Genomic DNA, 22,935 nt, shown 5'->3' on the forward strand with positions numbered 1-22,935 from the left:
GCCGTCGCGCCGTGCGGCGTCCGTGCCGTACGGGCTCCGCGACCACGGTGGTCGGCGGGGCGAGAGGCGCCGTGCGGTCTTCGCGCCCCGGGCGGTCAGCCGGGGAAGAGGCGCCGCACCGCCTCCGCGCCGGCCGGGACCAGCGGGGTGTAGCCGCCGGTCAGGACCGCGAGCGGTGCGACGAAGCCGCACCAGGCGATCTCGCTCGGATCCGGCCGGGGCGCGCGGTCCACCACCCAGCGGTGGACCGTCAGGAAGCAGGCGCCGTGCGGATCGTCGACGCGGATCCGGTACGCCTCCGTCAGGCCGGGCGCCTGCTCCCAGCCCAGCTCCTCCCGGAGCTCCCGGAGCGCGGCCGCCCGGTACTCCTCGCCGCTGCGGACCGCCCCGCCGATCAGGACGTCGTAGTGGTCCGGGTAGGCCGGTGCCGAGGCGGTCCGCCGGTAGAGGAGGACCCGGCCGGCGTGGTCGGTGCAGACGGTCGCCGCGTACCGGCGGAGCAGTCCGGTGGGCGGCCCGGCGGCCCGTCCGCCCTGGGCGACCACCCGGTCCCGGGGGTCGACGTAGTCGACGCGCTCGGAGACGTACCCCTCGGAAGCGTGCCTCTCGGAGCCGTGCCTCTCGGCGGCGCACCCCTCGGCGGCGTACCTCCCGGCGGCGCGCGTCTCGGGGCCGCGCCCGTCGGGCGGGAACGCCCCGGACGGGCGCCGGTCCGGTGCGGGCGCGTTCACGGTCGCTCGCGGACGCGCGCGTGCAGCGGACCGGCCGGGCGCAGGTTGATGCCGAACACGGGCTCGCCCACCGGTCCGGTCGTCTCGACCGTGAACCGGGAGAGGAGCGCGCCGAGCAGCACCTCCATCTCCCGCATGGCGAACCGCGTCCCGAGACAGGCGCGCGGGCCGATGCCGAAGGGAAGGTACGCGCCGGGCGGCAGCGGCGACCGGGCCGGGAAGCGGCCGGGGTCGAAGGCCTCGGGCTCCGGCCAGACCTCCGGGTCGCGGTGGGTCAGGTAGGGGCAGACGAGGAGGTCCGTACCGGCCGGGATCGCCCAGCCGTCCAGCGTCTCGTCCGCCGGGCTGTGCCGGGGCAGCAGCCAGCCCGTCGGGTAGAGCCGCAGCGTCTCGGAGAGCACCGCCTCCACGGCCGAAGCGTCCCCCGCCGCCCGCTCCATGATCTCCGGGTGTGCGTCGAGCAGGACGAACGCCCAGGTCAGGGTGCGGGCACTGCTCTCGTACCCGGCGACGAGCAGGGTGACGAGCTCGTCGCGGATCAGCCGGTCCGTGTACGCCGGATCCGTCTCGGCCGCGTCGAGCAGCCGGTCCAGGACGCTGGGACCTGCCGTGCGGAGCCCACCGGGCTCGCGGGCCCCGGCACCGTCCCTCCGGTGGCGGACGCGGGCGTCGGCGAGCGCCCGGAGGATCCGCTCGTCGAGCGCGGCGATCGCCGACTCGACCTCCGGCGGCAGCGCGGTCGCGCCGCCCACGTCGGCGGGGAGCGCGGCGACGATGTCCTGCACGGCCGCCAGGTCGACGTACGTCTCCTGGTCGAGGGGCCGGTCCGTGAGCGAGCGCCAGATCGTGTCGACCGTGAAGAACTGCACGTCCTCGGCGATGTCGGTCGGCACGCCCCGGCGCGCCCGCTCCGTCCAGCGGTCGACGACGCACGCCGCCGCCCCCGCGATGTGCTGCTCCCAGCGCTGGATGCCCCGGCCCGTGAACATCGCCTGGAGCAGCTTCCGCTGGGACCGCCAGGCCTCGCCCGTGGCGGTCAGCATGCCGTCCCCGAGGAGGGGTCTCGCCCGGTGCGACCGCTTCACGTACCGGTCGCCGCCGACGCCGAGCACCTGGTGCACGTGCCGGGGGTCCGTGACCAGGACCGCCGCCCGGCCGCCACGGCGGAATCCGGTCAGCCGGCCCGGCGTGTGCGCCTGGCGGAGGAGGTCCACGAGGGGTGCTCCGGAGGCAGTCCAGGCCGTCACGGCGTCGTCGTCGAGGAAGTCGGGGAGCATGCCATCCGTCACGCATTGCGATTGCATGATGACGTATCGTAGCGGCCCGTGCGATCTTCAGATCCGGTTCGATCTTCCGCAGGGGTGCCGCTCGGGGTGCTCGACCGGCTCTCCCTCGACGTGGCGGCACTGCATGCGACGGACTCCGCCCTGCACCTCGGCGGCTTGATCGTCTTCGAGGGGGAACCGCCTTCCCGCGCAAGGGTGTTGGATCATCTGAGGCGTCGCGTCGGCCTGCTCCCCGAGCTCGCCCACCGGCTCGCGGGCGACGCGGGGCGCCCCCGCTGGGAGCCCGACCCCGGCTTCGATCCCGATCTTCACCTGTACGAGCTACCCGGAGGCGCCGACCCGTTGACGGTCGTCGCCGAGCTGCTGCGGCAACCCCTGCCGCGTGACCGGCCGTTGTGGGGGCTCTGGCTCGTCCGCCGGGCCGGCGGCGGGCGATGGGGGCTCTGCTACCGCGCCCACCACGCCTTCCAGGACGGTGCCGCCGCCGTCGCCACCCTGGAGCGGCTGCTCGGCCCCGAGGAGGCGCCGCGCCCCAGGACCCTCACCTTCCGGCCGCCCCGGCCCGTGCCCTGGGCCGCCGTCCTCCCCGAGTTCCGGCCGCCGCGCCGCGTCACCTGGTGGCCGGCCCTCGACACCCCGCCCGCCCAGTCCTACGCCGCCGCGTTCGCCGACGTCGACACCGCCCGGCTGCACGCGCTCGGCCGTCTGACCGGGGCCACCGTCCCGCAGCTCTGCCTGGCCCTGACCACCGGGGCGCTGCGCGCCTGGCACCCCGAGGGCTGGGGGCCGGACGGCCCCGGTCACGGCCGGGGGCTGCGCGCCAACCTCGGGATCAGCGTCCGGGACCCCGACGACCCCCGTCCCCTGCTCGGCAACCGGGTCGCCGTCGCCGGGGTCGACCTCCCCTGCGGCGAACCCGACCCGGCCCGGCGGCTCGCCCGCCTCGGAGGCGCCCTCGACCACACCCGGCTCGCCCGGCTGGCCGACGCCCACCGGGTCGTCCTGCGCGGACTTCCGTACCGGATCGGCCGCCTGGCGCTCGCCCGCAGCATCGACGCCCGGTACACCCCGCTCAGCGTCGCCGACCTCCGGATCCGGCAGCCCCTCGACTTCGCCGGAACCCCCGCGGCCGGGGTGTACGCCCTGCCGGTCATGGTGCCGGGCCAGCCGCTCTTCGTCGCCTGGGTCGTGCACCGCCGCCGCCTCCATGTCACCTTCCTCACCGACCGCGCCCTCGCCGACGCCGAACGGCTGCCGGAGGCATGGGAGTCGGCCCTCGTCACGTACGAACGGCTGGCCGGGGAAGGGGCGTTCGCCGGGGCGTGCGGGTTGTTCGGGCAGGCGGGTGAGGGCCCGCTCGCGCGGGCGAGTGACGGCGCGTTCGCGCGGGCCGAGGGCGGGGTGGGGGCGCCGTGAGCGGCTCGGATCCGGTGTCCCCGCGGCCGCCCGACCGCGGGCAGGAGCCGTCACCCGACCACGGACAGGAGTCGCCACCCGGTCGCGGGCAGGAGGCCTCGCCCGACCATGGACAGGAGCCGCCGCCCAGCCACGGGCAGGAAGCGCCGCCCGACCACGGACAGGAGCCGTCGCCCGACCACAGGCAGGAGCCCCGGCCCCGGGGCGGGGAGGCGCCCCCGCCCCCGTACGGCCAAGCGCCCCCGCCCCGGCACGGGCGGGCTCCCGGGGCGTGGCCGCTGCTCGGGCATCTGCCGTATCTGGCCACCCGGCCGCTGGCCTTCCTGGACTCGCTGCCCGGCCACGGCGACGTGGTCCGGGTGCGGATGGGGACCCGGACCGCCCACGTGGTCAGCCACCCCGCCCTCGTCCGCCGCGTCCTCACCGACCGCGGCTCCTTCGACCGGAGCGGCGTCCTGTACGAGAAGGTCCGCGCGCTCCTCGGCAACGGCCTGGCCACCTGCCCGAACGCCGAGCACCGGGACCAGCGGCGCGCCCTCCAACCGGCTTTCCGTCCCTCCCTGATGGACCGCTACGCCGCCGTGATGACGGCCGAGACCCAGGCCCTGACCGGGCGCTGGCGGCCCGGCGCGGTCGTCGACGTCACCGAGGAGGCGTTCCGGCTCACGACCGCCGTCGCCGTCCGCACCCTCTTCTCCGCCGGCATCACCCCGCGCGCCGCGGAGGAGCTGCGCGAGGCCCTCGAAGTCCTGCTGCGCGGGGTCTACATGCGGGTCGTGGCGCCGGCCGTCGACCGGGTGCCCTCCCCGTCCCGCCGCCGCTACCACCGGGCCCTGGCCCGCTGGCGTACGGGCGTCGCCGCCATCGTCGCCTCGTACCGGGCGACCGGGGTGGACCACGGGGACGCCCTCTCGCTGCTGCTCGCCGTGCGGGACGAGCGCGGCCGGTCCCTGTCGGACGCCGAACTCGGCGACCAGGTCGCCACCCTGGTCCTGGCCGGCGCCGAGACCACCTCCTCGGTCGTCGCCTGGGCCCTGCGCCTCCTGGTCGACCACCCCGAGGCCGCCGCCCGGCTGCGCGAGGAGCTCGACGCGGTCCTCCCGGGCCGCCCGGTCGCCCCGGCCGACCTGCCCCGGCTGTCGTACACCGCTGACGTGGTGCGCGAGGTGCTCCGCCTCTACCCGCCGGCCTGGGCGGTCACCCGCACCGCCACCCGCGAGACCGAGCTGGCGGGGAGGCCGCTGCCGCCCGGCTCCACGGTGATCTGCTGCCTCTACCTGCTCCACCGGCGCCAGGAGCTCTTCCCGGACGCGGCGCGCTTCGACCCGGGGCGCTGGGCGGCGGAGGAGGTGCCGCGGGACGCCTGGCTTCCGTTCGGGCTCGGTGCCACCAAGTGCGTCGGGGACGTGTTCGGCACGGTCGAGGCCACCCTCGCGCTCGCCGCGATCGCCTCGCGCTGGCACCTGACCCCGGTCTCGCCGCGCCCGCCCCGCCCGGTCCCGCGCATCGTCCTCTCGCCGGGGCCGCAGCCGATGCGGCTTGCCGAACGGTGAGCGGAGAAGCGGGCCCCAGCCTTCGTTCACCGAATTGTAAGGAGCATCAACCGCGATCGCCCCTATACTCACCTCATGTCCGACATCACTGTCCGGCGCGCCACCGCCGACGACTCCAAGCGGCTCACCCGGCTCGTCCGGACCTCAGGGGCCTACCGGGGCGACTACGCCGTCATGGTCGAGGGGTACCAGGTCGGCGGCCCGTACATCGAGCACCACCCCGTCTTCGTCGCCGTCGACGACGGTGACGGCGGCCGGGTGCTCGGCTTCTACGCGCTCCTCGTCGACGAGGCCGAACTCGACCTCGCGTTCGTCGCCGACGCGGCCCAGGGGCTCGGCATAGGCCGGCTCCTCATGGAGCACATGACCGGGCAGGCCAGGGCCGCCGGACTCGACTCCGTGCGGGTCGTCGCGCATCCGCCGGCCGAGGAGTTCTACCTGCGGACGGGCGCCGTCCGCACCGGCACCGTGCCGCCCACCGGCCGCATCCACTGGGAGCGCCCCGAGCTGCGGTACGACGTCGCGTGACCGCCGCCCAGGACACCCGGGAGCGGGAGCGGGACCGCCGCAAGGTCTTCGCCGACCTCACCCCGCTGCGCACCTCCGCGCACTACCGCCGCCTCTGGTTCGGGAACACCGTCTCCTGGGTCGGACAGGGCATGACGGCCCTCGCCGTCTCCCTCCAGGTGTACGACATCACCCGCTCGCCCTTCTCCGTCGGGCTCGTCGGCCTCTTCGCCCTCGTCCCGCTGGTCGTCTTCGGCCTGTACGGCGGCGCCATCGCCGACACCGTCGACCGACGCAAGCTCGGCCTCGCCAGCGCGAGCGGCTCCGCCGTGCTGTCCGTCGCCCTGGCCGCCGCCGCGTTCGCCGGCTTCCACCACGTCTGGTTCCTGTACGGGATCGTCGCCCTCCAGGCCGTGTGCGCCGCGCTCAACGCGCCCGCCCGCTCCTCGATGATCCCCCGGCTCCTGCCGCCCGAGCAGCTGCGCGCCGCCAACGCGCTCAACTCGATGGTCACCACCTTCGGCACCCTCGTCGGGCCCAGCCTCGGCGGCCTGATCGTCGGGTTCGCCGGCTACCAGACCGCGTACCTCGTGGACGCCGTCGCCTTCACCGCGAGCCTGTACGCGATGTGGCGGCTGCCGTCCATGCTGCCCGAACGCACGGGCAGCAAGAGGGCCTCGGTCCTCGACGGGCTCCGCTTCCTCGCCACCCGCCCCAACCTGCGCATGACGTTCTTCTCGGACTTCTGCGCGATGATCCTCGCCCATCCCCGCGCCCTGTTCCCGGCCGTCGCCGTCCTCTGGTACGGCGGTGACGCGAAGACCACCGGACTCCTCGTGGCCGCGCCCGCGTTCGGGGCGCTCCTCGGCGGGGTGCTGTCCGGCTGGCAGGGCCGCATCCGCCACCACGGGCAGGCGATCCTGCTCGCCGTCGCCTCCTGGGGCACGGCCGTCGCCGTCTTCGGGCTGACCCGGAACCTCTGGCTCGGGCTCCTCCTGCTCGCCCTCGCCGGCTACTCCGACACCGTCTCGATGATCTTCCGGAACACGATGATGCAGGTCGCCGCCCCGGACGAGATGCGCGGCCGGCTCCAGGGCGTCTTCATCGTGGTCGTCGCGGGCGGGCCCCGCCTCGGCGACTTCCTCGCGGGCTCCGTCGCGGACCTCACCTCGCCGGCGGTCGCCATCACCGGCGGCGGGATCGCCTGCGTCGTCGCGATCGGACTCCTCGCCCTGTACGGACGCGGATTCCGCCGCTACGACGCCCACGACCCGACTCCCTGACCCCTAGGGGGTATCTCGCCGATCAGGCCGGGCTCGCGGGGGATGGTGCCGCGCCTCGCCGCGTTGTCGTCGGTCGCCGACGCTCCGCGTCGCCTCCCTCCTCCGCCTTGCGATCCACGGCACCATCCCCCGCTCCCTGATCCGGCCTGATCGGCGAGACACCCCCTGGAACAGCCCCTGCCGTCCTGGCGGTTGGCCGCCACGGCACATAACCGCCAGGAGCGACGGGGGTCGACTCCCGCCCCATGGGCCAAGACTCCTCGCGGACCCGGAACCCACCCCCGACCCCGGGTCCGCGAGGAGTTCGAACGATGACGTCGAGGACCGCACCCTTCGACAGAGGCAGGGCCGCGTTGCTCGCCGCGGGCATCTCCCTCGTGATGCTCTCGGCCGGGCAGACCGCCGCCGCCGCGAACACCGCCCCCGCCGTGCCGGACACCTTCACGGCGTCCGCGACCAGCCACACCGTCACCCTCGTCACCGGCGACCGCGTCACCCTCACCGACCTCGGCGACGGCGACAGGACCGTCACCGTCGACCGGGCGAAGGGCGCCACCGGCGCGATACGCAGCCGGACCGCGAACGGCCGCGTCACCGTCGTCCCCGACGAGGCCCGCCCCTACCTCGACTCCGGCGCGCTCGACCCGCGCCTCTTCGACGTCACCGGCCTCGTCGAGCAGGGCATCACCGGCGAACTCCCGCTGATCGTCACGTACGGCGGGAAGAGCGCCCGCACCACCGCCGCCCCGCGCGGCACCGAGACCGTCCGCGCCCTGCCCAGCATCGGCGGGGCCGCCGTCACCGCCACCGACCCCACCGCCTTCTGGCAGGACTTCACCGCGCGCGGCACCCGGGCCGCCCGCGCCGCCACCCCCGGCAAGGTCTGGCTCGACGGCCGCGTCGAGGCCGCCATGGCCGAGTCCAACGCCCAGATCGGCACCCCCAAGGCGTGGGAGGCCGGGCTCACCGGCAAGGGCGTCAAGGTCGCCGTCCTCGACACCGGTGCCGACCTCGGCCACCCCGACCTCGTGGGCCGGATCGCCGAGACCAAGTCCTTCATCGAGGGCCAGGAGGTCGCCGACCGCGGCGGCCACGGCACCCACGTCACCTCCACCGTCGGCGGCTCCGGCGCCGCGAGCGACGGCAAGGAGAAGGGCGTCGCCCCCGGCGCCACCCTCGCCGTCGGCAAGGTCCTCAGCGACGAGGGATCCGGCACCGAGTCGCAGATCATCGCGGGCATGGAATGGGCCGCCGAGGACGTCGACGCGAAGATCGTCTCGATGAGCCTCGGCTCCCGTGAACCCAGCGACGGCACCGACCCGATGGCCCAGGCCGTCGACACGCTCTCCGCCGAGACCGGCGCCCTCTTCGTCATCGCCGCCGGAAACTCCGGCTACCCCGGCTCCATCGGCTCGCCCGGCGCCGCCGACTCCGCGCTCACCGTCGGCGCCGTCGACTCCGCCGACCGGGCCGCCTACTTCACCAGCCAGGGCCCCCGCTTCGGCGACCAGGCCCTCAAGCCCGACGTGTCGGCGCCCGGCGTGGACATCCTCGCCGCCCGCTCCCGACTCGTCCCCGGCAGCGGCCTCTACACCACCATGAGCGGCACCTCCATGGCGACCCCGCACGTCGCCGGCGTCGCCGCGCTGCTCGCCGAGAAGCACCCCGACTGGACCGGCGCCCAGCTCAAGGACGCACTGATGTCCTCCTCGAAGACCCTCGACGCCGGAGCGTACGAGCTCGGCGCCGGCGGGGTCGACGTGGCCGCCGCGATCGCCGCGAACGTCACCGCCACCGGCTCCGCCGACCTCGGCTTCACCTCCTGGCCGTACGAGGAGAGCAAGCCGGTCACCCAGACCGTCACCTACACCAACTCCTCGGACCGGCCGGTCGAACTGAACCTCGCCGTCGAGGGCATGCCCGCCGGGGTCGCCGCCCTCGCCGACACCGCCCTCACCGTCCCCGCCCACGGCTCCGCCTCCACCACCGTCACCGGCGACGGCACCGAGGCCCCCGTCGGGCAGTCCTCCGGCCGGATCACCGCCACCGCCGACGGCACGCCCGTCGCGCACACCGCCCTCGGCCTGGTGAAGGAGGAGGAGCGCTACACCCTCACCGTCCACGTCAAGGACCGCGACGGCGCCCCCACCCCCGCCTACCTGGGCGTCCAGCAGCTCGCCGAGAACGTGGACCCCTTCCCGGCCACCGTCGGCGAGTCCGGCACGCTCCGACTGCGCCTCAAGCCCGGCACGTACACCGTCGACACCTTCCTCGACGTGCGCGGCTCGGGCGGCAAGGACTCCCTCGGCCTCGGCTTCCTCACCGAGCCCGAGATCGTCCTCGACCGCGACCGCGAGATCACCCTCGACGGACGGCAGCTGCGCGAGATCCGCGCCGAGGTCGAGAAGCGCACCGAGACCCGCCAGCTCCTCATGGAGTTCGACCGCGAGGCGAACGGCGCCTCCTACGGCGGAGCCGTCCAGGTCCCCGCCGCGTACGACTCGATCTTCGCCGCGCCCACCCGGAAGCCCGCCACCGGCACCTTCGAGTACCGGACCGTCTGGCGCCTCGGCAAGCCGCTCCTGGAGGCGGGCGTCGACGGCGTCCGCCTCTCCGGCGCCACCCCGCAGGCCGGCGCGACCCTCCTCGAAGGCCGCCACCGCCTCGGCCTCGTCGACGCGGGCACCGGCACCCCCGCCGAGTACACCGGCAAGAACGCCACGGGCAAGGCCGTCCTCGTCCGGCTCACCGAGGGCGCCGACCCGAAGCAGCTCGCCCAGACCGCCCAGGACGCGGGCGCGAAGGTCCTGTTCGTGACCGACGACCGGCCCGGCCGGCTGATGGAGTGGTTCGGCACCGCCGACTACGAGGACCGGCCGCTCGCCGTCGCCACCGTGAACACCGCCGACGCGCACCGGCTCGCCGCCGGCGCCGCCCGGGGCCTGCGCGTCGACCTGACCGGCACCCGCTTCACCCCGTACGCCTACGACCTCTCCGAGGGACACCCCGGCGCCATCGGCACGGACCTCGTCTTCCGGCCCGACGAGGGCGAACTGGCCACCGTGCACTCCACGTTCCGCATGCCGACCCGGCGGGCGGAGCTCGGCGGAGAGTTCCGCTACTCGATCACCGACACCTTCCGGATCGGCTTCGGCTTCAAGGAGTGGATCGCCTTCCCGACCGAGCGCACCGAGTACGTCTCCACCGGCACCGGCCAGCGCTGGCACGAGTCCGTCGACCTCGGCGACTCCCTGGAGGAGCGCGGCGGCCAGTCCGTCTACCGGGGCGGCAGCCGCACGGAACTCGACTGGTTCGGCCCCGTCTGGCACCCGTGGCTCGGCACCGGCCTCGGCTGGGGCCAGCAGCGCACCGGCAACGACCTCCGCTTCAACACCCCCGGCTGGGGCGACTCCGGCACCGACCACACCGGCTTCGGCAACGTGTGGAGCGACGACACGATGAGCCAGTACACCGAGGTGTACGTGAACGGCGTCCGCGTCGACCGCAAGAAGAGCTCCGGCGCCTACGCCTGGGACGCCCCGGCGGCGGAGGCCACGTACAAGGTCGTCACCGACACCGCCCTCGACGCGGACCGCTGGCGGCTCGGCACCAAGGGCCACAGCGAATGGACCTTCCGCTCCGCCGAGACCCCCGACGACCGGATCACCTACCTGCCGATGCTCAACCTCGGCTTCGACCTGGACACCGACCTCCACGGCGACGTCCGCGCCGGCAGCCGGCTGCCCGTCGGCATCTCCGCCGAGTACGTGAAGGGCGCGGCCGGCACCGGCACCATCGGCACCGGCGCCCTGGAGGTCTCCTACGACGAGGGCACGACCTGGACGAGGGTCACGCTCAAGAAGTCCTCGCGCGGCGCCGCCTGGACCGGCGAACTCAGCGTCCCGTCCGGCGCGGGCTCCGTCTCGCTGCGGGCCGGGGCGAGCGACGACCGGGGCGGGTCGGTGCGTCAGGAGCTGATCCGCGCGGTGGGAGTGAAGTAGCGGAGTGACGCGAGGCCGGGCCCCTCCTCCGTCGAGGGGTCCGGCCTTCGTCGAGGGGCCGGTCTCCGTCCGCTCAACCGGCCGCCGGCAGCGCCTTCTTCAGCACCTTGCCCATGTCGTTGCGGGGCAGCGCGTCGAGGTAGCGCACCACCCGGGGACGCTTGTGCGGCGCGAGCAGCCCCGCCACGTGGTCGGTGAGCTCCGCCTCCGCCGGCGGCTTCTCCCCGTCCTGCGGCACCACCCAGGCCACGATCCGCTCGCCCAGATCGGGATCCGGCTCGCCCGTGACGGCCGCCTCCCGGACGCCGGGGTGGTCGAGGAGCGCGTTCTCGATCTCACCCGCCCCGATCTTGTAGCCGCCGCTCTTGATCAGGTCCGTCGCCTTCCTGCCCACCAGACGCACCCCGCCGTCCGCCTCGCGGACCGCCATGTCGCCGGTGCGGAACCAGTCGCCGTCGAAGGCCGCCGCCGTCGCGTCCGGCCGGTTCAGATAACCGGAGAAGAGGTTCGGGCCGCGCACCTGCACCTCGCCGACCGTCTCCCCGTCGAGCTCCTCCAGGACGGAGCCGTCCTCGTCCACAAGGCGCAGGCCCACCCCCGCGAGCGGCGTCCCGACCGTCCCCGGCCGGGGTTCGCCGCCCGGGCGCACGCTGGTGTTCATGAGCGTCTCGCTCATCCCGTACCGCTCCACCACCGTCCGGCCCGTCGCCGCCGCGATCCGCTCGTGGTCGTGCACCGGCAGCGCCGCCGAACCGGAGACGAGGAGCCGGGCGCGGGCCAGGGCTTCGGCGAGGTGCGGGTCCTCGTCAAGGGCGTCCGCGATCCGGTGGTACATCGTCGGTACGCCGAAGAGCATGGTCCCGCCGTCGCCCAGCTCCCGCCCGACGCCCTCCACCGAGAAGGCCCCCAGGTGCCGGACCTCGCCGCCGCGCCGCAAGGGGCCCAGGATCCCGAGGACGAGCCCGTGCACATGGAACAGCGGCAGCGCGTGCACCAGGACGTCGTCCGCCGTCCACGACCAGGCCTCGGCCAGCGCGTCCAGGGAGGCGGCGACCGCGCGGTGCGAGAGGAGGACGCCCTTCGGGGGACCGGTCGTGCCGGAGGTGTAGACGACGAGCGCGGTCGCCTCGGGATCGACGGGGGCGGTGGCAGGGGGCTCGGGAGGCCCGGGCGGCCCGGTGAGCTCGACGTCGACCCGGGGGAGCGCCGCGAGCCCCGCCGGCAGCTCGTCCCCCGGGCCCGCGAGCACCAGGTCGGGCGCGCTGTCGCCGAGGATGTGCGCCAACTCCCGCTCACCGGTACGCGGATTGAGCGGTACGGCCGGCACGCCGGCGAGCAGGGCGGCGACCACGGCGACGGCCGTGCGGGCGGTGGGCGTCGCCCAGACGGCCACCAGGCCCGCGCCCCCGACCCGCCCGGCCAGGGCACCGGCGGCGCGGGCCAGCTCGGCGTACGTCAGGGAGTCGGGGCCTACGCGCAGGGCGGGGCGGTCGTCGGACGGAACCGCCGGTTCGAGCTCGAGTTCGGGGAAGAGCGCACTCACCGGTCGTACTCCTCGGGTCGTCGAGGGCGAGGGGTTACGCCACGCATTCTGCCCCGCGAAAACCCTGCGCAGGGCCCGCTCGGGTGCCCACGCGGTTGGGGGCGCGCGCCGGCTGGGGCGGTACCCACCCTTCGCGCCCCCCGTTGTGGGCGCGCCGGCTGGGGCAGTGCCCGCTCGCCCCCGCCCACCCCCGTTGTGGGCAGTCGTTCCGCTGGGGCGGTGCCCACCCACCCCGTCGCCCCCCCCGTTGTGGGCAATCGTTCCGCTGGGGCGGAACGGGTGGGCACAACGGAACGGCGCCCCTTGCCGGGCCCAGGCTCCCGCGCCCTGACCCGCACCGACCTGTGCGGCGCACGTGTGGTGCGGGTCCAGGCGCGGAACGCGGAGGCGCCGCTGAGGTCGCCGTCCCGTGTGCCCACCCTCCCCCAAGCTCTCGGCTTCGCTCGAGCAGGGGGGACCCCCTCGCCCCCCAGCGGGACGATTGCCCACACGGGTGGTGGGTGGGAGCACCGCCCTGCGGGCGCAGCCCATATGGGCGGGGGCGGAAGGGGCACCGCCCCGCCGGGCGCGCCGCGGCGCGGCGCGGGGGTCAAGGACTGGTGGTGGTCAGTCTCGTCGGGTGGGGGTCCGGCGCTTCCTCGGCCGGTTCGATTCCCCGCATCCGACCGTACGCGTACACACACCCCGCCAGCGCCAGGTCCGACAGCAGCATGAAGCCGATCGAGTACGAGCCCTTCGCGCTGTAGATCGCGCCCATCACCAGCGGCGGCAGGAACCCGCCGAGTCCGCCCGTCGCGCCGACGATGCCGGTCACGCTGCCGACCTTGGCCTGCGGGGTGACCTGGGAGACCAGGGCGAAGACGGAGCCGCTCGCGGTGCCGAGCCCGGCGGCCATGACGAGCAGGGCGAGGGTGCCGCCGGGGTTCAGCGCCGGGTCGAAGGCCTGGACGATGGCGAGCAGGGCGACGATCCCGAGCGCGACGGCCGTCACGAGCGCCGGGTGGATCCGGTCCGAGAGCCAGCCGCCGATGGGGCGGAAGACGACCGTCACCAGGGCGAACCCGGCCGCCTTGGTGCCCGCGTCCGTCGGGTCGAGCTCGTACCAGGTCTTCAGGTACGTCGGCAGGTAGACGCCGAACGCGACGATGCCGCCGAACCCGATCGCGTACAGCGCTGACAGCTCCCACGTCACCCGCAGCCGTGCCGCCGAGCCCAGGCGACCGGCCAGGGAGGCGGTGGGGACGGGGCGGTCCGGGCGGTCCGTGATGAGGAACGCCGCGAGCACCGCGTACGCCGCCAGCGCGATCGCGACCACGACGAACGGTAGGTTCTCGGCGTGCTTGGCGATCCGGGGCGTGAAGTAGCCGGAGAGCGCGACTCCGCCCATGCCCATGCCGAACACCCCGAGGGCGAGTCCGCGCTTGGCGGGCGGGAACCAGGAGTTGACGAGCGGGATGCCGATGGCGAACGTCGTGCCGCCGAGGCCGAGGAGGAAGCCGACGACCAGCATCAGGCCGTAACTGTCCTTGACGACGATCAGGAGCAGCACCGGAACGATCGTCAGCGCCGAGACCAGCGGGAACATCAGCTTCGCCCCGTACCTGTCGGTCAGCGCCCCGGCCGGGATGCGGCCGACCGAGCCGACCAGGACGGGCACCGCGACGAGCAGGGACTGCTGGAAGGAGCTGAGGTCGAGCCGGTCGCCGTACCAGCTCGCGATGGGTGCGATCAGGTCCCACGCCCAGAAGGTGAGCGTGAAGCCGACGGTGGCCGTCACCAGGTTGCGGTAGGCCACCGCTGTGGGGGCCTTGGTCTCGGTGGTCACCCCTCCAGTCAAGATCCGGGGGAGGGGCTCGGCGCGCCGGACTGGTCCGTACGAGGGTCCTTCAGGGCCAGGTCACCGTGGTCGGCGGCGTGCCGTCGTCCTCGACGCGCAGTCGGGCGCCGTCGTTCCCCGCCGACACCTCGACCGTGATCGCGCCGACCCCCGGCCGCCGGTGCGCCGCCGCGAGCGCCCCGCGCAACACGGCGAGGAGCCTGTCCGCCGTCTCCTCGTCGACGAGCGTGTCGACCGCGCCGGAGAAGTGCACGGACGGCTGGAAGCCGAGCGGGACCGCGGCCCCGCCGGTCTCGCGCAGCACCCGCCCCCGGAAGGAGGCCGGCGCGTCCGCCGGCGGCTGCTGGAGGGCGAAGATGGTCGTCCGGACCTCCTGGATCGTCGAGTCCAGTTCGTCCACGGCCCGGCCGAGCAGCGCGTCCTCGTCGGAGGAGCCGGCCGCCCGCCGCCGGGTGGACTCGAGCATCATCTCCGTGGCGAACAGCCGCTGCACCACCAGGTCGTGCAGGTCCCGCGCGATCCGGTCGCGGTCCTCGAAGACGGCGAGCCGCTCCCGGTCGTGCCGCGCGTCCGCGAGGACCAGCGCGAGCGCCGCCTGGGAGGCGAACTGCGAGGCGAGCAGCCGTTCCACCGCCGAGTACGGCCGGCCGCCGCGCCGCCGGGGCAGGGCGAGGGTCCCGATGAGCTTCCCGCCGCTCTGCAGCGGCAGCATCATCGACGGACCGAAGCGGGACCGGACGTGCGTGGTCATCCGCGGATCGGTCGCCGAGTCCTCCACGAAGACGGGCTCCCCGCCGAGGAGTTGGACCAGGACGGGGGAGCCGGGTGCGATCGTCGTGCCGACCAGGTCGCCCGGGTCGTCCTTGGTGGAGGCGGCGACGATCTCCATCCCGCCCTCCTCGGTGGGCTGGAGCACCACGCCGGCCGAGGCGTCGGCGAGGATGCGGGCCTGCTCGGCGACGGTCGTCAGGGCGTTCTGGGCGGTGGCGCCGGTGAGCAGGGCCGTGGTCACCGCGGCCGCGCCCTCGATCCAGCGCTCCCGCTGCCGGGCCGTCTCGTACAGCCGGGCGTTGCCGATGGCGATCCCCGCCTGGGAGGCGAGGACCCGGAGCAGGGCGAGGTCCTCCTCGGTGAAGGGGCCCCCGCGCTTCTCGGTGAGGTACAGGTTGCCGAAGACCTCGGTGTGGACCCGGATCGGGACGCCGAGGAAGCCGTGCATCTCCGGGTGGCCCTCGGGGACGCCGGAGGAGCGCGGGTCGGTCGTCAGGTCGTCGAGCCGCAGCGGCCGCGGGTCCTGGACGAGGACGCCGAGCAGCCCGGTGCGACCGTCGGGGAGACGGCCGATCCGCCGGCGCTCCTCGCCGGTCATGCCGGAGGTGAAGAGCTCGGTGAGGCGGTGGCGCTCGGGGTCGACGACCCCGAGCGCCCCGTAGCGGGCCCCGGTCAGCTCGGTCGCGGAGTCCACGACGTGCTGGAGGGTGGTGCGGAGTTCGAGGTCCGTGCCGACGCCGAGGACCGCTTCGAGCAGCATGGGCAGGCGGGGGGAGTCCTCGTCCGTGTCCGCGCCCCCGGCGCCTTCGTCCATGATCGTCATGGTCTCATTGTCGTACGAACCCTCCGGAACCCGGATGATTCACTCTTCGTCGGCGAGCGGGTCCCGCTCCGCCAGCGGGTCCAGGACCATCGGCTGGACCTTGCCCTCCAGCATCGCGCCCAGCCCCAGGACCGCGCACACGTCCGGCCGTTCGGCGATGTGCACCGGCATCCCGGTCGCCTCCCGCAGCATCTGGTCGAGGCCCGGCAGCAGGGCGCTGCCGCCCACCATCATGATCCCGCGGTCCGCGAGGTCGGCCACGAGGTCCGGCGGGCAGTCCCGCAGCACCTTCCCGATGCCGTCGAGGACCGCCGTCAGCGGGGTGTGGATCGCGTCCCGTACGGCGGCGGTGTCGACGGTCACCGAACGCGCCAGGCCCGTGGCGACGTCCCGGCCGTGGATCTCCGTCCAGGCGGGTCCCTGCGTCGTCAGGCCGTTGCCGCTGAGCGCCAGTTGCAGCGGGCGCACCGACTGGCTCGGCAGCATCAGCTCGTGGTGGTGGCGCAGGTGCTGGATGACGGCGTGGTCGATGGCGTCGCCGCCGACGGCCATCCGCTCCGCCGTGACGATCGCGCCGAGCGAGAGCACCGCGACCTGCGTGGTCGCCGCCCCGCACACCAGGATCATGGTCGCGGTCGGCTGCTCGACGGGGAGTCCGCAGCCCACGGCCGCCGCGATCAGGGTGTCGACCAGCTCGACCCGGCGCGCCCCGAGACCGACGAGAGTCTCCACGGCGGCGCGCTGCGCGAGCGGATCGCTGTCGTGCGGGGTGCAGGCGGCCGCGCGCAGCCGGGGCTTGCGGCGCAGCTGCCGGCGCAGCTTCTCGCCGAGGAGGTGACGGAGCATCCGCTGCGCCATCTCGATGTCGACGACCGTGCCGCCCGAGACCGGGCGCACGACCCGGATGTAGTCGGGGGTGCGGCCGGTCATCTTCTCGGCGAGCGCGCCGACGGCGATGAGCGCTCCGGTACGGGTGTTGACGGCGGCGACGCTGGGCTCGTCGACGACGAGTCCGGCGCCCTTGACGAAGACCCGGGTGCGGGCGGCACCCAGGTCGACGGCGACATGGCAACGACGCAGCTGATCAAGGCTGACGGTCACGGCGGATCCTCCGGAGTGCGGTGCTGGCACGGGCGAGGGGGTCGCGATTCGCGGTCCTGTTCGCATCGTCCGGCCCTCCGGGGCGCGGCGCGCGCTGGGCTGCGCCGCCCGGGGCCCCGGGTGCGGGCTGTGCCGGAGTGCCCACTCCCGGTGAGGAAGGTCCGGAGGCGATCCTTCCCGAAGCGGGAGAATCACGGCGCCCCGCCGTCGACCTGCGGTTTCCACACAGGATCCTCACGTCCGCGCCTACCTGACGCCGCACCGGGCCGCATAGCCTGCGGGCCCCATGGACTACTGCCACGCGTGCCGGCGGCATCTCAACGGGGCCCTCGCCTGTGCCGGGTGCGGGACTCCCGTCGAGGAACTGCGGTACGAGACCCCCCGCATGCAGGACCCCACCCCGGTCCACGCCCCGGTCCACACCCCGGACCACGGTTACGGCGCCCCGGTCCGGTCCGCGATCCACGGCGCGCCGGACGGGTCCGCGGCCTATGGCGCCCCCGGGGCCTACGGCACGAACGGCCGGGCCGCGGCCTATGGCGCCCCGGGCCAGGCCGCCGCCTACGGCGCCCCCGGCCGCCCCGCGGCCTACGGCGACCCCGGTGGACCCACCGCCTACGGCGAACAGAGCAGGGCCGCCGCCTACGGGGCCCCGAGCCCGCCCGCCCCCGACGAACCGTCCCTGGACGGTGGGGCCGACGGGGACGACCTGGACCGGCCCGCGCCCGAGCACGTCTACGAGCTGGACGTCCTGGAACCGCCGCGTCCGGCCCCCGGCGGGCGCCGTGCCGCCGCCCGCGGCCGCTCGGCCACGCGGCGGGGGAAGCGATCGCGCTCGCGCCGGGGTCGTACGGTCCTCGTGGGGACGGTGGGCCTGGTCCTCGCGGCCGGGACGCTGAGCCTGGCGAGGCTCGCCCTGGAGGAGCCGCCGCAGGACGGCGCCGCCACCGCCGTGGAGGAGCTGGAGGTCACCGAGACCCCGCTCTCGCCCGAACCCGTGGAGACCACCGAATCGCCGGAGGGCTCGAGCCCGGCCCCGTCGACGGACGCACCGGGCTCCGTCTCCGCGCGCCCCCGCCAGGTGAGCACGGGATCGGGCTCGAACTCGGGATCGGGCTCGGGTACGGGTACGGGATCCGGTACGGGGGCGGGGTCGCGCCCCGGCACGGGCACGGGGGCCGGTGACGGTACCGGTCAGGGAGGCGGCGGGGCCCCGGCCTCCGCGCCGGTGACCACCGGTCCGGCCTCTCCGCCCGCCACGCCCACCGGGTCCGCCTCCGCGACGGCGGACGACCCGACGCCGGGCGGCTCGGGGACGCCCACGGGGCCGGCGCCCTCGACCACGGGCCCCACGCCGGGCCAGACCCCGACGCCCGACCCGACCCCGACGTGCACCCGCTTCCTCTGGTGGTGTGTCTGAGGCTGGTGGTGCGTCTTAGGCTCCCGGCTCCGGGCGCTTACGCCACGTCCGCGCCCAGCATCCGCTTCAGCAGGTCCCGGAGCAGGGTCCGTTCGGTCTCGGTCAGTTCGCCGAGCGGTTCGCGGGCGAAGTCGAGGGACTCGCGCAGCCGGCGGGCGGTGTCCAGGCCCTCGTCCGTGGGGACGGCCAGCTTGACCCGCCGGTCGTCCGGGTCGGGCCGACGCTCGACCAGGCCGCGGGCCTCCAGGCGGTCGACGATCCCGGTGATGTTGGAGGGCTCGCACTTGAGCTTCTGGGCGATGCGGCGCATCGGCAGCGGGTCGAGCGAGAGGAGGCCGAGGACGCGGGCCTGGGCGCCGGTCAGCGCGTGCTGTGCGGCCGCCTGCTCGTACTCCTCGTAGTAGCGCGCCACGACCGTGCCGATCAGCTCGACGACTTCGAGGGTCAGGGGGTCCGTGCGTGAGGTGGCCATGGGGACGAGTCTACTCGGATACTTGACAACATGAAATATCTAGGCGCATGGTTGTTTGAGGTAGTGAACCTTTTGTGATCTCAAGCTTTCCTGGAGGCCGTGCTCATGTCCGTTCTTCCCGCGTCCAGCCGTGAGTGGCACCTCGTCGCCCGTCCGCACGGCTGGCCCGTGCCGGCGGACTTCGCCCTGCGCGAGACCCCGGTCACCGAGCCCGCCGAGGGCCGCATCCTCGTGCGCAACCTGCACTTCTCCGTCGACCCGTACATGCGCGGCCGGATGAACGACGTGAAGTCGTACATCCCGCCCTTCAAGCTCGACCACCCGATGGACGGCGGCGCGGTCGGCGAGGTCGTGGCGTCCAACGCCGAGGGCTTCGCCGTCGGCGACCACGTCCTGCACGGCCTCGGCTGGCGCGAGTACGCCGACGTCCCGGCCCAGCACGCCACCAAGGTCGACCCGGCGCTCGCCCCCCTCTCCGCCTACCTCGGCGTGCTCGGCATGACCGGCCTCACGGCCTACGCCGGCCTCTTCGAGGTGGCCTCCTTCAAGGAGGGCGACGCCGTCTTCGTCTCCGGCGCGGCCGGCGCCGTCGGCAGCCAGGTCGGCCAGATGGCGCGGCTCAAGGGCGCCTCCCGGGTCATCGGCTCCGCCGGCTCCGACGAGAAGGTCAAGTTCCTCGTCGAGGAGCTCGGCTTCGACGCGGCCTTCAACTACAAGAACGGCCCGGTCAAGGACCAGCTCCGCGAGGCCGCCCCGGACGGCATCGACGTCTACTTCGACAACGTCGGCGGCGACCACCTCGAAGCCGCGATCTCCTCGCTCAACGTCCACGGCCGCGCCACCATCTGCGGCATGATCGCCCAGTACAACGACACCGAGCCGGTCCCCGGCCCGCGCAACATGGCGATGATCATCGGCAAGCGGCTGCGGCTCCAGGGCGTCCTCGTCGGCGACCACTACGGCCTGCAGAACCAGTTCGTCCAGGAGGTCGGCGGCTGGCTCGCCTCGGGCGAGCTGAAGCACCGCGAGACCTTCGTCGAGGGCATCGAGAACGGCGTGGACGCCTTCCTCGGCCTGCTCCGCGGCGACAACACCGGAAAGATGATCGTCTCGGCGACCCGCTAGTCTTCCCTCAGCCGCCGCGATCGTGGGCGCGAGTCGTCGGCGGAACGAACAAGGAAGACACCAGCATGTCGATCCAGCAGTCCGATGTTCTCTACACCGCCGTCGCCACCGCCGAGAACGGCCGTGACGGGCGCGTCGCCACCGACGACGGTCAGCTCGACGTCGTCGTGAACCCGCCCAAGGCCATGGGCGGGTCCGGCGCCGGCACCAACCCCGAGCAGCTCTTCGCGGCCGGCTACAGCGCCTGCTTCCAGGGCGCGCTCGGCGTGGTCGCCCGCAACGAGAACGCCGACGTCTCCGGCTCGACGGTCACCGCCGAGGTCGGCATCGGCAAGAACGACGACGGCTTCGGCATCATCGTCAAGATCTCGGCGACCATCCCGAACGTGGACGCCGAGACCGCCAAGAGCCTGATCGAGAAGGCCCACCAGGTCTGCCCGTACTCCAAGGCGACCCGCGGCAACATCACGGTCGAGCTCGCCGTCTGAGCCACGGACGCGCGCACCGCGCGAGGACCGCACCCCGACCGACCGGGGTGCGGTCCTCGCCGCGTGCGGAGGGCTGCGGCATCATGTCCGTGTCCTGCGGACGGGGGGAGCCAGTGGTGTCGGACAATGGGTCGGAGCAGGCCGGTCACGAGCTGATCGGCGGGCGCTACCGCCTGGGCGAGCGGCTCGGCCAGGGCGGCATGGGCGTGGTCCGACGGGCCACCGACGAGCTGCTCGGCCGCCCGGTCGCCGTCAAGACCCTCGCGCTCGACTCCGGCGCCGATCCGGCGGGCGCCCTGCGGGAGGCCCGGGTCGTCGCCCAGATCCGCCACCCCCATGTGATCGTCGTCCACGACGTCGTCGAGCACGACGGCCTGCCCGCCCTGGTGATGGAGCTGGTCGACGGCGGCTCGCTCGCCGACCGGCTGGCGGCGGGCGAGGTGCTGACCCCGCGGGAGGCCGCCCGGCTCGGGCTCGACCTGCTCGACGCGCTGTCCGCCGCGCACGCCCGCGACGTGCTGCACCGGGACGTGAAGCCCGCCAACGTCCTCCTGGAGAAGGACACCGGCAGGGCGGTCCTGACCGACTTCGGCATCGCCAGCCTCCCCGGGGCGACGACCCTCAGCCGGACCGGGGTCTTCATCGGCACCCCGGAGTACACGGCGCCGGAGCGGATGCGGGGCGGCGACGCCGGACCCGCCTCCGACCTGTGGTCGCTCGGCGCGCTGCTGTGCGCGGCGGCCACGGGCACCTCGCCGTTCCGCCGGGACTCGATCGGCGCCGTCCTGCACGCCATCGTGTACGAGGAGATCCGGCCGTCCGAGCGGATGGGACCGCTCGTTCCCGTCGTCCGGGGCCTCCTCGAACGGGACCCGGACCGGCGCCTCGGCGCCGCCGAGGCCCGCCGGATGCTGGCCGCGTGCGCGGCGGGGGAGGAGCCGCAGCCGGCCGTGTACGCCCCCACCGCGCGCGAGACCGGGCCGTACGCCGTGCCGGTGCCGGCCACGGCCGGTGGAGACCTGGCCGCCGGGACCCGGGGAACCGGACTGCGCGGCAGGACCGTGCCGCTCGTGGCCACCGCCGTCGCGCTCTGCGTCGCGGTGGCGACCGTGATGGTGCTGCGCGCCGTCCAGGGCGAGCCCGCGACGGGGGCGTCGCCGTCCGGCTCGCGGAGCCCCTCGGCGACGTCCGCCCCCGCGCCCACGCCGTCCCGGCCCTCCGGCGCCGCCGGATCCGATACCGGGGCGTCCGCGTACCGGGAGGTCGCCGACGCCGACGGGTTCACCGTGAGCGTCCCGTACGGTGCGCTCCGCTCCACCGACGGCGAGCGGGTGTTCTACACGACGGGGGACGGGGCCGTACGGGTCGGGATCAGGATCAGGCCGCTGCCGCCCGGCGGCGCGATCGGCGTGATGCGGTCCTCCGACGAGAGCGGCGCGAAGGACTACCCGGGGTACCGCGACGCCACGGTCGAGGAGATCACGCACAAGGGACTGCCGGCCGCGCGCTGGGAGTTCACGTGGAGCGGATTCACTCCGGCCGAGGGCGCCCGTCACACCGTCGACGTCTGCTGGGAGCGGGGCAGCATCCTGTACGACCTGTGGGCGTCCGCGCCGGTGGACCGCGCCGACGAGTCCGTGCGGGCCCTCGACGAGGCCCTCGGCTCCTTCCGTACGACCGGCGGCTGACCTGCCCCGGCGGCCTCCGGAGGCACCGATAGGGTGGCTCCCATGCGTGATTTCGGGGCGGGTTTCAGGTATTTGCTGCAGGGCCAGAAGTGGGTCGGCGGGCACGGGCGCTGGCTCGGCTTCGGGCTGCTGCCCGGCCTCGTGACGCTCGTCCTCTACGCCGGCGCGCTCGTCGGCCTCGGCTACGGCGCCGACGACCTGACCGCGTGGGCGACGCCGTTCGCCGACGACTGGTCCTCGCCCTGGCAGGGTGTTTTCCGCGGCGCCCTGACGGGACTCGTCTTCGCCTTCGGGCTCTTCCTCGCGGTGATCACCTTCACCGCCGTCACCCTCCTCGTCGGCCAGCCCTTCTACGAGTCGCTCTCCGAGGAGGTCGACCGCAGCGAGGGCGGCGAGGTCCCCGAGTCGGGCCTGCCGCTCTGGCGCGAGCTGTGGATCTCGGCCCGGGACAGCCTGCGGGTCCTGGTGCGGGTCGCGTTCTACGGCGTCCTGCTCTTCGCCTGCGGGTTCATCCCCGTCGTCGGCCAGACCGTCGTCCCCGCCGTCGGCTTCTGCGTCTCCGGCTTCTTCCTCGCCGAGGAGCTGACGGCCGTCGCGCTCCAGCGCCGGGGCGTCGAGCTCAAGGAGCGGCTGCGGCTGCTCCGCGGGCGCCGGATGGCCGCCCTGGGCTTCGGCGTCCCCCTGACGCTCGCCTTCCTCGTGCCGTTCGTCGCCGTCTTCCTCATGCCGGGAGCGGTCGCCGGAGCCACCCTGATGGCCCGCGACCTGCGCGGCGAGACGGCCGGTGACGCCTCCGACGAGGACGATCAGGAAAACGATCAAGAAGGCGGCAACCTTCCTTCCTCCGGTGGCGACCAGGAGGTGCACCACCTCCCCCACTGAAGAAGGAA

At 74.5% G+C, this 22,935-nt stretch carries 17 protein-coding genes; 10 read left to right on the forward strand and 7 right to left on the reverse strand.

Annotation, left to right across the window (positions count from 1 at the left end):
* Nucleotides 1-95: 95 nt before the first annotated feature.
* Together BLW86_RS25780 and BLW86_RS25785 are read right to left on the reverse strand one after the other, a co-directional pair.
* Nucleotides 96-731 carry an NUDIX domain-containing protein gene (locus BLW86_RS25780; RefSeq protein ID WP_093876243.1) on the reverse strand — a complete coding sequence of 212 codons (636 nt, stop codon included), beginning with the start codon at nt 729-731 and terminating at the stop codon, nt 96-98.
* Entirely contained in the window at nt 728-2,035 is a 1,308-nt protein-coding gene (locus BLW86_RS25785) for a cytochrome P450 (RefSeq protein WP_093876244.1), read from the reverse strand. Before BLW86_RS25785 ends, BLW86_RS25780 begins: the two co-directional genes overlap by 4 nt.
* A gap of 57 nt (nt 2,036-2,092) precedes the next feature.
* Here BLW86_RS25785 and BLW86_RS25790 point away from each other — a divergent pair, with 57 nt between their 5' ends.
* From BLW86_RS25790 to BLW86_RS25810, 5 genes are all read left to right on the forward strand, one after another.
* Nucleotides 2,093-3,433, forward strand: a complete 1,341-nt coding sequence (locus tag BLW86_RS25790; protein ID WP_177181753.1) for a wax ester/triacylglycerol synthase domain-containing protein — start codon at nt 2,093-2,095, stop codon at nt 3,431-3,433.
* Nucleotides 3,430-4,986: a cytochrome P450 gene (locus BLW86_RS25795; RefSeq protein WP_256341425.1), complete on the forward strand. Its 1,557-nt coding sequence runs from the start codon at nt 3,430-3,432 to the stop codon at nt 4,984-4,986. Before BLW86_RS25790 ends, BLW86_RS25795 begins: the two co-directional genes overlap by 4 nt.
* 75 nt (nt 4,987-5,061) lie before the next feature.
* A complete protein-coding gene (locus tag BLW86_RS25800; protein ID WP_093876246.1) occupies nt 5,062-5,514 on the forward strand; it encodes a GNAT family N-acetyltransferase in 453 nt (150 codons plus the stop codon).
* A complete protein-coding gene (locus tag BLW86_RS25805; RefSeq protein WP_093876247.1) occupies nt 5,511-6,776 on the forward strand; it encodes an MFS transporter in 1,266 nt (421 codons plus the stop codon). Before BLW86_RS25800 ends, BLW86_RS25805 begins: the two co-directional genes overlap by 4 nt.
* 311 nt (nt 6,777-7,087) lie before the next feature.
* On the forward strand, nt 7,088-10,777 hold the full coding sequence (locus BLW86_RS25810; RefSeq protein ID WP_093876248.1) for a S8 family serine peptidase: 3,690 nt from the start codon (nt 7,088-7,090) through the stop codon (nt 10,775-10,777).
* 73 nt (nt 10,778-10,850) lie between these two features.
* Here the strand turns inward: BLW86_RS25810 and BLW86_RS25815 are convergent, their stop codons facing one another.
* The 4 genes from BLW86_RS25815 to BLW86_RS25830 all read right to left on the reverse strand — a co-directional run bounded on the left by BLW86_RS25815 (nt 10,851) and on the right by BLW86_RS25830 (nt 16,852).
* A complete protein-coding gene (locus BLW86_RS25815) occupies nt 10,851-12,320 on the reverse strand; it encodes an acyl-CoA synthetase (protein ID WP_093876249.1) in 1,470 nt (489 codons plus the stop codon).
* Nucleotides 12,321-12,909: 589 nt separating this feature from the next.
* Nucleotides 12,910-14,145 carry an MFS transporter gene (locus BLW86_RS25820; protein ID WP_093876250.1) on the reverse strand — a complete coding sequence of 412 codons (1,236 nt, stop codon included), beginning with the start codon at nt 14,143-14,145 and terminating at the stop codon, nt 12,910-12,912.
* A 61-nt stretch (nt 14,146-14,206) separates the two neighbouring features.
* Nucleotides 14,207-15,751 carry a GAF domain-containing sensor histidine kinase gene (locus BLW86_RS25825; RefSeq protein WP_093876251.1) on the reverse strand — a complete coding sequence of 515 codons (1,545 nt, stop codon included), beginning with the start codon at nt 15,749-15,751 and terminating at the stop codon, nt 14,207-14,209.
* 39 nt (nt 15,752-15,790) lie between these two features.
* Nucleotides 15,791-16,852: a rod shape-determining protein gene (locus BLW86_RS25830; RefSeq protein WP_093876252.1), complete on the reverse strand. Its 1,062-nt coding sequence runs from the start codon at nt 16,850-16,852 to the stop codon at nt 15,791-15,793.
* 286 nt (nt 16,853-17,138) lie between these two features.
* Between BLW86_RS25830 and BLW86_RS25835 the strand changes: the two genes are divergently transcribed.
* A complete protein-coding gene (locus BLW86_RS25835; protein WP_093876253.1) occupies nt 17,139-18,272 on the forward strand; it encodes an SCO2400 family protein in 1,134 nt (377 codons plus the stop codon).
* A 37-nt stretch (nt 18,273-18,309) separates the two neighbouring features.
* On the opposite strand, the gene BLW86_RS25840 is transcribed toward BLW86_RS25835, so the two are convergent.
* Nucleotides 18,310-18,744: a MarR family winged helix-turn-helix transcriptional regulator gene (locus tag BLW86_RS25840; protein WP_093876254.1), complete on the reverse strand. Its 435-nt coding sequence runs from the start codon at nt 18,742-18,744 to the stop codon at nt 18,310-18,312.
* 105 nt (nt 18,745-18,849) lie between these two features.
* Between BLW86_RS25840 and BLW86_RS25845 the strand changes: the two genes are divergently transcribed.
* From BLW86_RS25845 to BLW86_RS25860, 4 genes are all read left to right on the forward strand, one after another.
* Complete coding sequence (locus tag BLW86_RS25845) at nt 18,850-19,869, forward strand: NADP-dependent oxidoreductase (protein WP_093876255.1); 1,020 nt, start codon at nt 18,850-18,852, stop codon at nt 19,867-19,869.
* 65 nt (nt 19,870-19,934) lie between these two features.
* The gene (locus BLW86_RS25850; protein WP_086831271.1) at nt 19,935-20,357 is read left to right on the forward strand and encodes an organic hydroperoxide resistance protein; all 423 of its coding nucleotides are present in this window, start codon (nt 19,935-19,937) and stop codon (nt 20,355-20,357) included.
* Nucleotides 20,358-20,473: 116 nt separating this feature from the next.
* Nucleotides 20,474-22,045 carry a serine/threonine-protein kinase gene (locus BLW86_RS25855; protein WP_305632831.1) on the forward strand — a complete coding sequence of 524 codons (1,572 nt, stop codon included), beginning with the start codon at nt 20,474-20,476 and terminating at the stop codon, nt 22,043-22,045.
* Between the two features lie 42 nt (nt 22,046-22,087).
* Complete coding sequence (locus tag BLW86_RS25860) at nt 22,088-22,927, forward strand: EI24 domain-containing protein (RefSeq protein WP_093876256.1); 840 nt, start codon at nt 22,088-22,090, stop codon at nt 22,925-22,927.
* The last annotated feature ends 8 nt before the right edge of the window (nt 22,928-22,935 follow it).

The organism is Streptomyces sp. TLI_105 (assembly GCF_900105415.1).
In the GTDB taxonomy this organism is placed as follows: Bacteria; Actinomycetota; Actinomycetes; order Streptomycetales; family Streptomycetaceae; genus Streptomyces.

Bases quoted from the DNA above. Each gene is read 5' to 3' on its own strand.
- BLW86_RS25800 (WP_093876246.1), top strand. From the start codon at position 5,062: ATGTCCGACATCACTGTCCGGCGCGCCACCGCCGACGACTCCAAGCGG.
- BLW86_RS25845 (WP_093876255.1), top strand. From the start codon at position 18,850: ATGTCCGTTCTTCCCGCGTCCAGCCGTGAGTGGCACCTCGTCGCCCGT.
- BLW86_RS25840 (WP_093876254.1), bottom strand. From the start codon at position 18,744: ATGGCCACCTCACGCACGGACCCCCTGACCCTCGAAGTCGTCGAGCTG.
- BLW86_RS25810 (WP_093876248.1), top strand. From the start codon at position 7,088: ATGACGTCGAGGACCGCACCCTTCGACAGAGGCAGGGCCGCGTTGCTC.
- BLW86_RS25825 (WP_093876251.1), bottom strand. From the start codon at position 15,751: ATGACGATCATGGACGAAGGCGCCGGGGGCGCGGACACGGACGAGGAC.
- BLW86_RS25835 (WP_093876253.1), top strand. From the start codon at position 17,139: ATGGACTACTGCCACGCGTGCCGGCGGCATCTCAACGGGGCCCTCGCC.
- BLW86_RS25860 (WP_093876256.1), top strand. From the start codon at position 22,088: ATGCGTGATTTCGGGGCGGGTTTCAGGTATTTGCTGCAGGGCCAGAAG.
- BLW86_RS25850 (WP_086831271.1), top strand. From the start codon at position 19,935: ATGTCGATCCAGCAGTCCGATGTTCTCTACACCGCCGTCGCCACCGCC.
- BLW86_RS25785 (WP_093876244.1), bottom strand. From the start codon at position 2,035: ATGCAATCGCAATGCGTGACGGATGGCATGCTCCCCGACTTCCTCGAC.